This is a genomic window from Streptomyces sp. NBC_00299 (genome assembly GCF_036173045.1).
GTDB lineage: Bacteria > Actinomycetota > Actinomycetes > Streptomycetales > Streptomycetaceae > Streptomyces > Streptomyces machairae.
On sequence record NZ_CP108039.1, the window covers coordinates 3,552,708 to 3,566,393 of the forward strand.

10 protein-coding genes are annotated in these 13,686 nt (G+C 69.1%); 4 read left to right on the top strand and 6 right to left on the bottom strand.

Features of this window, described 5'->3' with window-relative positions:
- Positions 1 to 72: 72 nt before the first annotated feature.
- From OHT51_RS15470 to OHT51_RS15495, 6 genes are all read right to left on the bottom strand, one after another.
- Positions 73 to 813 (bottom strand): class I SAM-dependent methyltransferase, encoded by a 741-nt coding sequence (locus OHT51_RS15470; protein WP_328879520.1) that lies wholly within the window; start codon positions 811 to 813, stop codon positions 73 to 75.
- A gap of 51 nt (positions 814 to 864) precedes the next feature.
- Positions 865 to 1,908 (bottom strand): amidohydrolase family protein, encoded by a 1,044-nt coding sequence (locus tag OHT51_RS15475; RefSeq protein WP_328879521.1) that lies wholly within the window; start codon positions 1,906 to 1,908, stop codon positions 865 to 867.
- Positions 1,909 to 1,975: 67 nt separating this feature from the next.
- Positions 1,976 to 3,004 (bottom strand): 2,3-diaminopropionate biosynthesis protein SbnB, encoded by a 1,029-nt coding sequence (gene sbnB, locus OHT51_RS15480; RefSeq protein WP_328879522.1) that lies wholly within the window; start codon positions 3,002 to 3,004, stop codon positions 1,976 to 1,978.
- A 188-nt stretch (positions 3,005 to 3,192) separates the two neighbouring features.
- The gene (locus tag OHT51_RS15485) at positions 3,193 to 4,407 is read right to left on the bottom strand and encodes a cytochrome P450 (protein WP_328879523.1); all 1,215 of its coding nucleotides are present in this window, start codon (positions 4,405 to 4,407) and stop codon (positions 3,193 to 3,195) included.
- Between the two features lie 446 nt (positions 4,408 to 4,853).
- Positions 4,854 to 6,761 carry a translational GTPase TypA gene (typA, locus tag OHT51_RS15490; RefSeq protein WP_328879524.1) on the bottom strand — a complete coding sequence of 636 codons (1,908 nt, stop codon included), beginning with the start codon at positions 6,759 to 6,761 and terminating at the stop codon, positions 4,854 to 4,856.
- A 313-nt stretch (positions 6,762 to 7,074) separates the two neighbouring features.
- Positions 7,075 to 9,378: an ABC transporter substrate-binding protein gene (locus tag OHT51_RS15495; RefSeq protein WP_328879525.1), complete on the bottom strand. Its 2,304-nt coding sequence runs from the start codon at positions 9,376 to 9,378 to the stop codon at positions 7,075 to 7,077.
- Between the two features lie 373 nt (positions 9,379 to 9,751).
- Between OHT51_RS15495 and OHT51_RS15500 the strand changes: the two genes are divergently transcribed.
- The 4 genes from OHT51_RS15500 to OHT51_RS15515 are packed head-to-tail and all read left to right on the top strand — an operon-like array spanning position 9,752 to position 13,629.
- The gene (locus tag OHT51_RS15500; RefSeq protein ID WP_328879526.1) at positions 9,752 to 10,045 is read left to right on the top strand and encodes a hypothetical protein; all 294 of its coding nucleotides are present in this window, start codon (positions 9,752 to 9,754) and stop codon (positions 10,043 to 10,045) included.
- Between the two features lie 31 nt (positions 10,046 to 10,076).
- Positions 10,077 to 10,898 carry a hypothetical protein gene (locus OHT51_RS15505; RefSeq protein WP_328879527.1) on the top strand — a complete coding sequence of 274 codons (822 nt, stop codon included), beginning with the start codon at positions 10,077 to 10,079 and terminating at the stop codon, positions 10,896 to 10,898.
- A 20-nt stretch (positions 10,899 to 10,918) separates the two neighbouring features.
- Entirely contained in the window at positions 10,919 to 12,862 is a 1,944-nt protein-coding gene (locus OHT51_RS15510) for a fumarate reductase/succinate dehydrogenase flavoprotein subunit (RefSeq protein WP_328879528.1), read from the top strand.
- Positions 12,859 to 13,629, top strand: a complete 771-nt coding sequence (locus OHT51_RS15515; protein ID WP_328879529.1) for a succinate dehydrogenase/fumarate reductase iron-sulfur subunit — start codon at positions 12,859 to 12,861, stop codon at positions 13,627 to 13,629. The genes OHT51_RS15510 and OHT51_RS15515 overlap by 4 nt, the downstream gene beginning before the upstream one ends.
- Positions 13,630 to 13,686 lie beyond the last annotated feature (57 nt).

A 13,686-nucleotide genomic window follows, 5' to 3' on the forward strand; every position in this document is an offset into this window, starting at 1 on the left:
ACCACGGATTCAAGGGATTTCCCTATGTCGTCCGCGCACCCGCAGAACTCCGGGGACTGGTGATGCGGAGAGTCAGGATCCGGCCTCGGCCACCGTGATGATCTCGGGGCATGTGGGGGTGAGGGGACCTCGTGCCCAGTCGCCGTAGCGCTCGGCGACCCGGAGACCGGCCTCGTGGAGAAAGGCGGACAGGGCGTCGGGGCCGAGGAAGCGCAGGGTCGTGCGGCTGACGACGGGGGTCGGCCAGGTGGCGCACGCGAAGGTCTCCGCGAAGGTCACCCGCTCTCCGGCGACAGGCCTCTCGACCTCGTGCCACACGCGTACGGCGCCCCCGTCCGCGTCGGTCGCCAGCTGCACCCGGTCCGGCGTCCACGTCTCCCAGGCCCGCGCGCCCGGATTCCGTGTCTCGAACACGAACCGCCCACCGGGACGGAGGGCTCGGCGCACGGCACGTAGCGCGGTGCGCAGCTCCTCGTCGCCGAGGAGCACCTGGAAGGCGTGCCCGGTCATCACGACCATGTCGAACTCCGCGTGCCAGTCCCCCGCCCCCAGATCGCCGAGGACCCACTCGATGTCGCCGCCGTGCCGTCGGGCCTGTACAAGCATGGCGGCGGCCGGGTCGAGCCCCACGAGCCGCCCGCGGTGACCGTCGGCACGGGCCCGCCGCAGCAGCCGTCCCGTTCCGCAGCCGACGTCGAGTACGGCACGCGCGGACGTCACATACCCGAGGTAGAAGTCGTCACCCGGCCCCCAGGGGTTGAGGGCGTCGTACCACGCGGCGAGCGAGAGATCACCGAACGACCGATCGACCACTCGCGGAAGTGTGGCACAACTACCCGAGCTCTACGGCCGTTTCGGGCTGTCTCACCGCACGACCCGCCCCCGCAGCACCATCCGCCGAGGGTGCCGCAGCACCCCCGGCTCCAGCCGCGGATCCGCGTCGTAGACGGTGACATCGGCGAGCCCGCCCTCGACCAGCCCCGGCAGCCCCAGAAAATCTCGCGCGGCCCAGCTCGCCGCCCCCACCGCCACGGCGGCGGGCAGCCCGGCGGCGACGAGGTGCTCGACCTCGGTGGCGACGTTGCCGAAGGGCGCGGAGTCCGTGCCGGCGAGGACGGTGATGCCGGCGTCATGGGCCTCGCGGACCCGGCGGATCATGATGCGGTGGCCTTCGTGCCAGAGCCGGCTGCGGGGGTTGTCCTTGATGCGGGTGGCCGCGCTGCGGGCGAAGGCGGTGAGGGTGGGGACGTAAGCGGCCCCCTGAGCGGCCATCAGCTCCACGCACTCCTCCGGCATCCCCATGCCGTGCTCGATCGAGTCGACCCCCGCTCGCGCGGCATTGAGCACGCCCTGTGCCGACTGGCAGTGCGCGGCGACCCGTCCCCCCACCGCGTGCACCGCCTCGGTGACGGTGCGCAGGACGTCGTACGGCACCGGGTCCGCCTCGAAGTCCCAGTCGCCCATGAGCTTGCACCAGCCGTCGTGAGCCTCGGTCTCGGCCACGGCGGCCGCCACGAGGTCGTCGGTGACCAGATGGAAGTCGGCGCTCTTCGACAGGCCCGCCCAGGCCAGCCAGCGCCCGGCGGTGACCATGCGGGGCGCGTCGGGCGCCTCGCGCAGGCCGTCCGGGATCTCGCCGAGGAGTCCGGGGAACCGCAAGGCCAGCGTCCCGGCGTCCCGGTGCGCGGCGATCTGCTCGGCGAAGGCGTCGGGGTCCCAGCGCGCCTCCTCCTCCGTCCGGGACCCCGGATGCGTGTGCACGTCGACGAGGCCGGGGAGCAGGAACCCGTCGTCGGCCACGGTCCGCGCCTCTCCCGTGGGGCGGTCGAAGGTGATGCGGTCGCCGAGGATCCAGAGGTCACGGAGGGTGCCGTCGGGGAGGACGGTGCCGCGCAGGTGAAGGGCCATTTCGCTCTCACTTGTCAGCTTTGGCGAGGGTGTGACATCAGGGCGTGCGCGCGCCCGTAGTGGTGGGCTATCGCACGGCGGAACCGAAAAAGCCGGAGATCTCTGTTCCGTCCCCGTCCGCGACGATCTGGTCGTAGACCCACTTGCCCACGGCGAGGTCGAGAACACCGAGTCCGAACGGAGAGAAGATCGCTGCCCGGTCCGCGTCCCGGGATACCTTGCCCGTCAGCAGTTCGGCGATCGTGCCGTCGACGAAGTCCCGGTTCCCCGTCAGCTGCTCGGTCAAGTGGAGCGATGTGCGTTCTCGTACCGCGTGGTCCACGTCGTCGGTGAAGTTCTGCGCGGCCAGGATGAGATCGGGAGCCAGGTCGCGCAGTGACAGATGCAGGACGACAGGCGCGTGAGCCAGCAGTGCGGGGTCGTGGACGTGGGGCTCACCCGCGACAGTGGTGAGGACGACCAGATCGCAGTCCACGAACGCGCCGGCCACGTCATCCACGACCACGACGTCTTCGGCGCCCTGCTCGGTGAGCGTCCGGCCGAACCGCTCGGCGTGGGTTCGCTCGCTGTCGAAGAGGCGGAAGCCACTCGTCCGCCACTCCAAATCGTTCAGAAAGCGCGTCACGTGTCCGGCTATCAGCCCCGTACCGACGATGCCGACGCGACGAGCCTCCCGGCCACCCGCGAGCGCCTCCGCGCCCAGTACCGCCGAGGCCGCGGTACGGGTGGCCGATAGGATCGAGGATTCCAGGCACGCGTACGGGTAGCCGCTCTCGGTGTCGTTGAGCAGCAGTACCGCCGAGGCGCGTGGGATGCCTCGTTCCGGGTTGTCGGGGAAACTGGCTATCCATTTGATGCCGGCAACATCGAACTCGCCACCCAAGTAGGCGGGCAGCGAGATGATGCGCGAGTTCGGCCGCTGAGGGAACCGCAGGAAAGCGCTGTGCGGAACACTGCTCTCGCCCGCCGCGTGCGCGAGGTAGCCACGACGGACGACGTCGAGGCAGTCGGCTCGTCCTCCGTCAACGCGCGCCAGTACGTCGGCTCCGGAGACGACGCGAAGCGCCGGCATCGTCAGCATGTTCTGGCCAGACATGTATGTCCTTTCATCCCGCCGAGACAGGTGCAGTCATGCTCTTGATGATGAACTCTCCCCCGGTGTCCAGGAATTGATCGACCCAGGCATCGTTGTAGACCGTCTCGGAGTACCCGGAGCCCCGGTCTGCACAGAGAAACAGAACCGCCGGGGGTGGGCCGGTGACGGGGCGCTCCGCGAAATAGTGCTCAATAGCCGCGTACAGGCTTCCGGTCGAGCCTCCTGCGTGAATTCCGCTGCGCTCCAAGAGCTGTCGACAGGCGCCTGCGGTGTTCCGTTCCGGCACAATCACGATATCGTCGATGATCGCCTTCCGGACGAGTGGAGGGACGATGCGAGCCGGCGCCGAACACGATGTGCGGGTTGGGCGAACGCGTCGGGTCGAACTCGTAGGGTCGGGCGAACACCTCCTCGTCGCGGTTGGCGGAGGCGATCCACGCGGTCACCGCGTCACCTGCCCGGATGGTCTGCCCGTGCATCTCGACGTCGACCCGCGCTCGCCGCATGAAGTGGTTCACCGGCGAAGACCAGCGCAGTGCCTCATCGACCAGTCCGTCCAGCGGCGCATCGCGTGGCCACCGGCCTTCGCCGTCCCGCGGTCCGGCCAGTTCGACGAGCGTCGCGCTGATCGTCTGAGCCGTGGTCACCACTGCGCCGAGTAGCAAACTCAGGCAGTTGACGAGGAGTTCATCGTCGGCCAGCGGTCGGCCGTCCACGGTGAGCGTCAGCAGATGACTGATCAGGTCGTCCGCCGGGTTCTTCCGGGCCTCGGCGAGCCGCTCCTCGAAGTACAGCATGATCTCGAAGTGGGCCGAGAGCGCTGTCGCCTGCTCGGTTCCCCGGCTGAAGTGCGGATCGCCGGGCGCCAGAGAGGAGAAGGCCAGGTGGATCAAGCGGTCGATGTCCTCGTCCGGCAGGTCCATCATCCGCGCCCCGACCGCCATCGGGAGGCGGGTGAATGCCGCGGCCGCGTCCCACACACCGCCGTCCAGAGCAGGCTCGACGGTCTTCCGGACGAAGGACCTGATCCACTCCGCCTGCGAGGCCGCCGCGTTGCTGGAGAACCGGCCGGCGAGCTGCCGGCGGTACTCGTGGTGCCGGGGAGGGTCAGTGGACTGCATCATGCTTCCGCCCGCGGGATCCGGGCTGTCGAGCATGGCGATGGCGGTCCCGGCCTCGGAGGTGAACGTCTCGTGTTCCGACAGCACCCTGCGCACGTCTTTGAGGCGGGTGACGGCCCAGAATCCCTCGCCTGCAGACCGGCTTTGCCAGAACAGCGGACTTTCCGCCCGAAGTGTCTGCCAGGCCAGGTGCGCATCGCCTTGCGCGTAGAGCGTCTTGTCTGCCAGATCAATGCCGTCAAGCCGTACACGTTCACGCGGATCCGGTGCGGTTATCCTCATGGAACTCCTCATCATCACGGACTTTCCAGGCACAGACGTCCGGCTTTCGGCGAACCCGTCCGATGGTAGGCCGCGATGATCAAGGGCGCGAGGGAATACGCACATTGCCAGGGATATGCCCGACCCCGTGCCAGGTTCGGATCTTGGAGGCGTCTTCGGCGAAGGTGTATCGCGGACGAAGTGGGGCCGGTTACACGGTCTTCCGGGTGCGCCTGCCGGTCTTGCCGTTGGTGGTGCACTGCCAGGTGATCTTCGCGACCCGGGTGGCGTATGGGAGGTCAACGGCGAGGTCGGTGACGGCAGGGGTTGGCCGGGGTGCATGTCGTGCCGCACATCAGCAGCACCGCGTCGCGCGGCATCGCGAAGAAGTCACAGCTCACGCGAAGCAGGACGTGAAAAAGCCTGGGTTCCCCATGTGGGGGAACCCAGGCTCAACTGCCCGATGATCAGCCGTGCTTGGCGCGGCTCGCGGCGCGGGCGCGCTCGCGGGCGTCCAGGTTCACCTTGCGGATACGGACCGCCTCCGGCGTCACCTCGACGCACTCGTCGTCGCGGCAGAACTCCAGGGACTGCTCCAGGGAGAGCTTGCGGGGCGGCACGATCGCCTCGAACGAGTCGGCCGAGGAGGACCGCATGTTCGTGAGCTTCTTCTCCTTGGTGATGTTCACGTCCATGTCGTCGGAGCGCGAGTTCTCGCCGACGATCATGCCCTCGTACACCTCGGTACCCGGGTCCGTGAACAGCACGCCGCGCTCCTGCAGGTTGGTCATCGCGAACGCGGTGACGGCACCGGAGCGGTCGGCGACCAGCGATCCGTTGTTACGGGTCTGCAGGGTGCCGAACCAGGGCTCGAAGCCCTCGTGGATGGAGTGGCCGATACCGGTGCCGCGGGTCTGGGTCAGGAACTCGGTCCGGAAACCGATGAGGCCACGCGACGGAACGACGAACTCCATGCGCACCCAGCCCGAGCCGTGGTTGGACATGTTGTCCATACGGCCCTTTCGGACGCCCATGAGCTGCGTGACCGCGCCCATGTGCTCCTCGGGGACGTCGATCGTCATACGCTCGACGGGCTCGTAGACCTTGCCGTCGACGTCCTTGGTCACGACCTGCGGCTTGCCGATGGTCAGCTCGAAGCCCTCGCGGCGCATCTGCTCGACCAGGATGGCCAGCGCCAGTTCACCACGGCCCTGCACCTCCCAGGCGTCCGGGCGCTCGGTGTCGAGGACACGAAGCGAGACGTTACCGATCAGCTCGCGGTCGAGGCGGTCCTTGACCTGACGGGCGGTGACCTTGCGGTCCTTGACGGCCGCCTTGTTGTCGGCACCCTTGCCGGTGCCGCCACGGCCGACCAGCGGCGAGGTGTTCGTGCCGATGGTCATGGAGATCGCGGGCTCGTCGACCGTGATCAGCGGCAGCGGGATCGGGTTCTCGGTGTCGGCGAGGGTCTCACCGATCATGATGTCCGGGATACCGGCGACGGCACAGATGTCACCGGGGCCGGCCTTCTCGGCGGGCTTGCGGGTCAGCGCCTCGGTCATCATCAGCTCGCTGATGCGGACGTTGCTGATGGAGCCGTCGCGCTTGATCCAGGCCACCGTCTGGCCCTTGCGCAGCTCGCCCTGCTCGACCCGGACCAGCGCGATACGGCCGAGGAAGTTGTCCGCGTCCAGGTTGGTGACGTGCGCCTGGAGCGGGGCCTCCTCGTCGTAGGTCGGCGCCGGGATGTGCTGCAGGATCGTGGAGAAGAACGGCTCCAGGCTGGTCGAGTCCGCCGGGACCGTGCCGTTCTCCGGCTTGGTCAGCGAGGCGATGCCATCACGGCCGCAGGCGTAGACGATCGGGAACTCGATCTGCTCCTCGTCGGCGTCCAGGTCGAGGAAGAGGTCGTAGGTCTCGTTGACGACCTCGTCGATCCGGGAGTCCGGGCGGTCCGTCTTGTTGATGCACAGGATGACGGGCAGGCGCTGCTGCAGCGCCTTGCGCAGCACGAAGCGGGTCTGCGGCAGCGGGCCCTCGGAGGCGTCGACGAGCAGGACGACACCGTCGACCATGGAAAGCCCGCGCTCGACCTCGCCGCCGAAGTCGGCGTGACCGGGGGTGTCGATGATGTTGATGGTGATGACGTCCCCCCCGTCCTTCGGGTGGTACTTCACCGCCGTGTTCTTGGCCAGGATCGTGATGCCCTTCTCACGCTCCAGGTCGTTCGAGTCCATCATGCGGTCGTCGACGCCTTCGAGCTGGTGCGCGGCGAAGGCGCCGGCCTGCTTCAGCATGCCGTCGACGATGGTGGTCTTGCCGTGGTCGACGTGGGCGACGATGGCGACGTTGCGGATGTCGTGGCGCGTGGCCATATTGCGGCGTACTCCCGGAGTGGTGAGGACGGCTCTCGCGTATGTCTGTGTTACGCGGGCCCTGCCGGGCTTGACACGCCACGGCCTCACCCCATGGTACGTGGCCGCTGCCGCTGGGGCTCGCCGGGATACGTCAGTGCAGGTGGGGGGCTGTTTGGACCCCGCTGAAACGCCAAACTCCGGCCCGGGCAGTCAGCCGGTCCGGGGGTGCCCCCTCTGGGGGAGTTTGGGGACGAGGCCCGTTCAGGGCCGGCAGCGGGGGTCCGGGGGCGGCGGCCCCCGGGACGGGTAGGGGCGGCGGGGGCGCGAAGCCTCAGTTGGACGACCCGCTCGGCCCCGGGTTCGCGCCCTTCTTCAGGAAGCCCATGTCCTCGTACACCGGCGTCCCGAAGCCGAAGGCACCCACGTTGACGACACTCGTCCGCGCCGCCGTCAGCTGAGGCCGCTGGAACAGCGGCAGCGACCCGGCCGCGGCCCAGATCCGCGAGTCGGCCTTCCGGATCAGCGCCCGCGCCTCGGACTCGTCGAGCGTGGCGATCGCCTGGTCGAAGAGCTGGTCGACCTGATCGGTCCCGACGCGCGTGTAGTTCTGCTCGACGTTCAGCGATCCGTCGGCGGCCGGCACCGGCTTGGCGTAGATCGGCCGGGCGTCGGTCGCCGGGTAGGCGGAGGCGGGCCAGGAGTAGAGGGCGAGATCGAACTGGCCGGACGCGATGTGGTCCTTGAAGTAGCTCTCGTCGGAGACCTTGACGATGTCGGTGCGGATACCGACCCGCTCCAGCATCACCGCGATCCGGTCCGCCACCGTACGCAGCGTCTGCGAGCCCTCCCCCGCCGGCACCACGAACCGCAACGCCAGCGGCTCGCCGTCCTTGGCCAGCTGCCGGGCCGCCGCGCCGGCCGGTGCGGCGGTGCCGCGTGGGGCGTACGCGCCGGGCGCGCCGCCCTGCTGCAGTTGCTTGTTGCCGTACTGCTTGCCGTCCTGGGCGAGATGGCGCGAGCCTTCCTCGCCGCTGCCCTTCCCGGTGTGCCGCTCGTCCTCGCCGGCCTTGTTGTCCTCGCCGACGATGTAGGTCCCCTCGTCCTCGGACTCCGCATCGGACGTGGACTTGGACTTGGACTCGTCGCCGGAGTCGGACTTGGCCTTGGGCTTCTCCCCGGAGTCGGACTTGGACTTGTCCCCGGAGTCCGCCCCCTTCTCGCCCTTGTCGCCCTTCGCCCCCTTGTCGCCCTTCTCTTCCTTGTCGCCCTTCTTCCCGTCACTCCCGGCGGCGCCGTCCGCCTCCCCCTTCTTCTTCTCCTTGACCGGCCCGCCCGGCACCCACCCCGCGTCCGCGAGCAGTGCCTGCGCCTCCGCCGTGTCCTGGCCGCCGACCGCCCCGCTGTTGTCGGCGTACGCGGCCTGGCCGGACAGGGCGAGGTGGCTGCCGACCGGCTCGGTGGGCAGGCCGAGCGGGGCCAGGACCAGCTTCGCCAGTTCCTCGCGGTCGATCGCGCGCGCCACGGCCCGCCGCACCCGCTCGTCGGCGAGCAGGCTGTCGCCGCCGTTGAGGGCGAGCTGGGTGTACGCCGGCTCCAGGGACTTGCGTACCTCGAAGCCCCGGAACTTCGCCTGGTCCCGTCGCTGCTCAAGGGTCAGCCTGGCGCCCGGCTCCGGGCCCATCAGCGGCGTACCGGAAGCACTGGCGGAGCCATGGGCGGAGGCACTGGCGGTCGCGGACCGCGGAGGCGCGGCGAGCGCGATGCGCCGGGCCGCGGCGGTGTCGATCTCAGCCAGGTCCAGCTGTCCCGCGGCCAGCGCGGCGGCCCGCTGGTCGCGCGGCACGGCACGCAGCACGATCTCGTTCAGCTTGGCGCGCTCACCCCACCAGCGGGGATTGCGGGCGAGCGCGACCTCGTCGCCCTTGCGGTCGATCTTCTTCACCGTGAACGGCCCCGCGGTGACCTTGAGCTTGCGCCGCGCTCCGTCGTTGAACGCGTCCGGCGTGCCCATGACCTCCTTCGGGTACAGCGGCGAGAACAGCGACTGCCAGTCCGCGTACGGCCGCTCGAAGGTGACCCGCACCTCCAGGTCGTTGGCGCCGCGCTCGATCCTCTCGATGCGGTCGTAGCCGGCGTTGCGGGCGGTCCAGTAGGCGCTGTCCTTGCCGGACAGGGCCCGCCACTGGGCGGCGAAGTCGGCGGCACCGATCTCCCGGCCGTCGCTCCAGACGGCCTGCTGGTTGAGCTTGTACAGGACGACCTGCTTGGGCTCGGTCTCGACGACCTTGGCGGACTCCAGATAGTCCGGATTGCGCTCGGGCCGCCCGTTCTGGTCGAGCCGGAACATCGACGGCAGGGTGGCCTGCGCGATCCGGGTCGTGGTGGCGTCGGCGTCGGACTGGAAGGTGTTCAGCGTCTCCGGCACGGCGTCCACGGCCCACCGCAGTGTGCCGCCGTCGGCGATCCGGTCCCGGCCGGCCGGGGCGATGTCCTGCCCGGCCAGCGGCTTGCCGGCGGGGTCCGGGTCGCTGCAGCCGGCGAGCGCGGGCACGGCGAGCACGCCCGCGGTCAGGAAGGCCACCGAGCGCATGACCGCGGTGCGGCCAGGCCTGGGTCCGAAGCCGTCGTGGGACATCTGAGGTACCTCCGGGGAGCTGCTCCCGCCGGTGACATTAAGTACGTTCTGATCACGTTTGGCGGTATTTTGGAGCTGATCAGATCTAAGGCACCCACTGAAGAGGAAAGGGTTCGCCAGGCGGAGACGACACGGCGGCGAGGGCGCGCAAGGCCACCCGTGCGGAGCAATGCACTCCCGTACGGCCCAATCACGCTCCTCGTCCTTTTTCGGCTCTCCGGCGTACACAGAGCGCATGCGGGCGTGCAATGGAGGCGCGCAATCCGCCAATCGCTGCACATCCCTTCACAGCGATAGGTGTGACGCGCAACACTCGCAGGCGCATGAACGTCACCACCCAGGGCCGAAGGGCCCACGGAAGTGAGGTCACGTCATGTCCGTGCAAGACGAACTGACAGCGGTCCAACGCTGCCTCGACGACCTGTCCCGGTCCGTGGGCAGGCTGGAGAAGCAGCTGGGCACCGGCGGGCTGGAGATGCGTCGCGTCCGCGCCGACGCCAACCATCTGCGCGAGAGCGTCGCGCTGCTGCGGGATGCGGCCGCGACGCCCACCACCACCCAGCGCAAACCGGAGCTCGTCACCATCCCCGACACGCCGTACGACGACTCTCTGTGGATCGACACGGATGACGAGGGTCTCGGCGCCCGGGACCGCCGTGCCCCCTGATCCCACCCCCTGACCCGACCGGAGTCATGCATTGGCCACTGGTACGGAACCCCATCTGAACAGCGGCGGCGTACGAACCCCGACGCGCGCCGCGATCACCGCCCCGCACCTGCGGACCGACCGCTGGTGGCTGGCTCCGGCCGTCACCGCGGCCGGTCTGCTGGCGTTCATCGTGTACTCGACCTGGCGGGCCTTCGCGAACGCGCACTACTACGCGGCGCCGTACGTCTCCCCGTTCTACTCGCCCTGTCTGGCGGAGAACTGCGAGCCCATGCGCGCCGGGCCGAACTGGGACCTGTTCGGGAGCTGGTGGGGCATCTCCCCCGCGATCATCATCCTGATCTTCCCGCTCGGCTTCCGCCTGACCTGCTACTACTACCGCAAGGCCTACTACCGCGGCTTCTGGATGTCGCCCCCGGCGTGCGCGGTGGCGGAGCCGCACAAGAAGTACTCCGGTGAGACCCGCTTCCCGCTGATCCTGCAGAACATCCACCGGTACTTCTTCTACGCCGCGCTCCTGGTCGCCGGGATCCTGACGTACGACACGGTGCTCGCCTTCCGCGACGAGAACTACGAGTGGGGCCACATGGGCCTCGGCACCCTCGTCTTCCTCGCCAACATCGCGCTGATCTGGGCGTACACCCTGTCCTGTCACTCCTGCCGGCACATCGTCGGCGGCAAGCTCAAGCACTTCTCCAAACACCCCGTGCGCTACCGCATGTGGCAGTGGATCGGGAAGCTCAACGCCCGTCACATGCAGCTGGCGTGGGCGTCGCTGGTGAGCGTGGCGCTCGCCGACTTCTACGTCTATCTCGTCGCGTCCGGGGTCTTCGACGATCCGCGCTTCTTCTAGATTGAGTGGGGACTGAACAGATGTCCGTGGTCGAACGGCAGGAGTGGGACGTCGTCGTGGTCGGCGCCGGGGGCGCGGGCCTGCGTGCGGCGATCGAGGCACGCGAGCGAGGCGCCCGTACCGCCGTGATCTGCAAGTCGCTGTTCGGCAAGGCGCACACCGTGATGGCCGAGGGCGGCATCGCTGCGGCCATGGCCAACGCCAACGAGCACGACAACTGGCAGGTGCACTTCCGCGACACCATGCGCGGCGGCAAGTTCCTCAACCAGTGGCGGATGGCCGAGCTGCACGCGCAGGAGGCGCCGGAGCGGGTGTGGGAGCTGGAGACCTGGGGGGCGCTCTTCGACCGTACGAAGGACGGCCGTATCTCCCAGCGCAACTTCGGCGGCCATGAGTACCCGCGCCTCGCGCACGTCGGCGACCGCACCGGGCTGGAACTGATCCGCACGCTCCAGCAGAAGATCGTCGCGCTTCAGCAGCAGGACGAGAAGGAGACCGGGGACTACGAGTCCCGGCTCAAGGTCTACCAGGAGTGCACGGTCACCCGGATCCTCAAGGACGGCAGCCGGGTCTCCGGGGTCTTCGCCTACGACCGCGAGACTGGCCGCTTCTTCGTCCTGGACGCCCCCGCCGTCGTCATCGCGACGGGCGGGATCGGCAAGTCCTTCAAGGTGACGTCGAACTCGTGGGAGTACACGGGCGACGGCCACGCGCTGGCGCTGCTGGCGGGCGCGCCGCTGCTCAACATGGAGTTCGTGCAGTTCCACCCGACGGGCATGGTCTGGCCGCCGTCGGTGAAGGGCATCCTGGTCACGGAGTCGGTGCGCGGCGACGGAGGGGTGCTGCGCAACTCCGAGGGCAAGCGGTTCATGTTCGACTACATCCCCGACGTCTTCAAGGAGAAGTACGCCCAGTCGGAGGAGGAGGGCGACCGCTGGTACGAGGACCCGGACAACAACCGGCGGCCTCCCGAGCTGCTCCCTCGCGACGAGGTGGCGCGGGCGATCAACTCCGAGGTGAAGGCGGGGCGGGGCTCCCCGCACGGCGGGGTCTTCCTGGACGTGTCCACCCGGATGCCGGCGGAGGTCATCCGGCGTCGCCTTCCCTCCATGTACCACCAGTTCAAGGAGCTGGCGGACGTGGACATCACGGCGGAGGCGATGGAGGTCGGGCCGACCTGTCACTACGTCATGGGCGGCATCGCGGTCGAGTCGGACACGGCGGCGGCGCGCGGGGTGCCAGGGCTGTTCGCGGCGGGTGAGGTGGCCGGCGGTATGCACGGCTCGAACCGCCTCGGCGGCAACTCGCTGTCCGACCTGCTGGTGTTCGGCCGCCGGGCCGGCTGGCACGCCGCCGAGTACTCGGCGGCGCAGGCCTTCGAACGCCCCGAGGTCAGCGACCTCCAGGTGGACACGGCAGCCGCGGAGGCGCTGCGTCCGTTCTCGGCGGAGGGACCGACCGGGGGTGCGGACGACGGACGCCCGCCGGAGAACCCGTACACCCTCCACCAGGAACTCCAGCAGACCATGAACGACCTCGTCGGGATCATCCGCCGCGAGGCCGAGATGGAGCAGGCACTGGAGAAGCTGGCCGAGCTGCGGGTACGGGCCCGCCGGGCCGGTGTCGAGGGCCACCGCCAGTTCAATCCCGGCTGGCACCTCGCGCTGGACCTGCGCAACATGCTGCTGGTCAGCGAGTGTGTGGCGCGGGCGGCGCTGGAGCGCACGGAGTCGCGCGGCGGGCACACCCGCGAGGACCACCCCGCGATGGACCGCAAGTGGCGCAACGTCAACCTGCTGTGCCAACTGGCCGACCCGACGGGCGGCTTGGCGGCCACGGACCCGGAGCGCGGCCAGATCAACCTGCTGCGTGAGACCACCGACCCCGTCCGCCCGGACCTGCTGGCTCTCTTCGACAAGGAGGAGCTGGTCAAGTACCTCGCCGAGGAGGAGCTCTACCAGTGAGCAGCTACGAGGCCCGCTTCAAGGTGTGGCGCGGTGATGTGCAGGGCGGCGGCCTGGAGGACTTCGAGATCGAGGTGAACGACGGCGAGGTGGTCCTGGACATCATCCACCGCCTCCAGGCCACCCAGGCCCCCGATCTCGCCGTCCGCTGGAACTGCAAGGCCGGCAAGTGCGGTTCGTGTTCCGCGGAGATCAACGGACGGCCGCGTCTGATGTGCATGACGCGGATGTCGGTGTTCACCCGGGAGGAGACCATCACGGTGACACCGCTGCGGGCGTTCCCGGTGGTGCGGGACCTCGTCACGGACGTCGGTTTCAACTACACCAAGGCGCGCGAGGTTCCGGCGTTCGTGCCACCGGAGGGTGTGGGCCCCGGTGAGTACCGGATGATGCAGGAGGACGTGGACCGCTCGCAGGAGTTCCGCAAGTGCATCGAGTGCTTCCTGTGCCAGGACACCTGCCATGTCGTCCGCGACCATGAGGAGAACAAGCCGGCGTTCGCGGGGCCGCGGTTCCTGATGCGGGTCGCGGAACTCGACATGCACCCGCTCGACGCGGCCGCGGAGACGGGACTGGACCGCAAGGCGACGGCCCAGGACGAGCACGGCCTCGGCTACTGCAACATCACCAAGTGCTGCACGGAGGTCTGCCCCGAGGGCATCAAGATCACGGACAACGCGCTGATCCCGCTGAAGGAACGGGCCGTCGACCGCAAGTTCGACCCGTTGGTGTGGCTGGGGTCGAAGATCGGGAGGCGGTCCTCGTAGGGTGCCCGCCCCTGGCTCCGCCGGGAAACTCGCACGTCACTCCACCCCACCCCTGAC

Excerpts from the sequence above, each read along its gene's own strand:
- OHT51_RS15485 (WP_328879523.1), bottom strand. The coding sequence starts at position 4,407 with ATGAGGATAACCGCACCGGATCCGCGTGAACGTGTACGGCTTGACGGC.
- OHT51_RS15495 (WP_328879525.1), bottom strand. The coding sequence starts at position 9,378 with ATGTCCCACGACGGCTTCGGACCCAGGCCTGGCCGCACCGCGGTCATG.
- OHT51_RS15510 (WP_328879528.1), top strand. The coding sequence starts at position 10,919 with ATGTCCGTGGTCGAACGGCAGGAGTGGGACGTCGTCGTGGTCGGCGCC.
- OHT51_RS15475 (WP_328879521.1), bottom strand. The coding sequence starts at position 1,908 with ATGGCCCTTCACCTGCGCGGCACCGTCCTCCCCGACGGCACCCTCCGT.
- OHT51_RS15500 (WP_328879526.1), top strand. The coding sequence starts at position 9,752 with ATGTCCGTGCAAGACGAACTGACAGCGGTCCAACGCTGCCTCGACGAC.
- typA (WP_328879524.1), bottom strand. The coding sequence starts at position 6,761 with ATGGCCACGCGCCACGACATCCGCAACGTCGCCATCGTCGCCCACGTC.
- sbnB (WP_328879522.1), bottom strand. The coding sequence starts at position 3,004 with ATGTCTGGCCAGAACATGCTGACGATGCCGGCGCTTCGCGTCGTCTCC.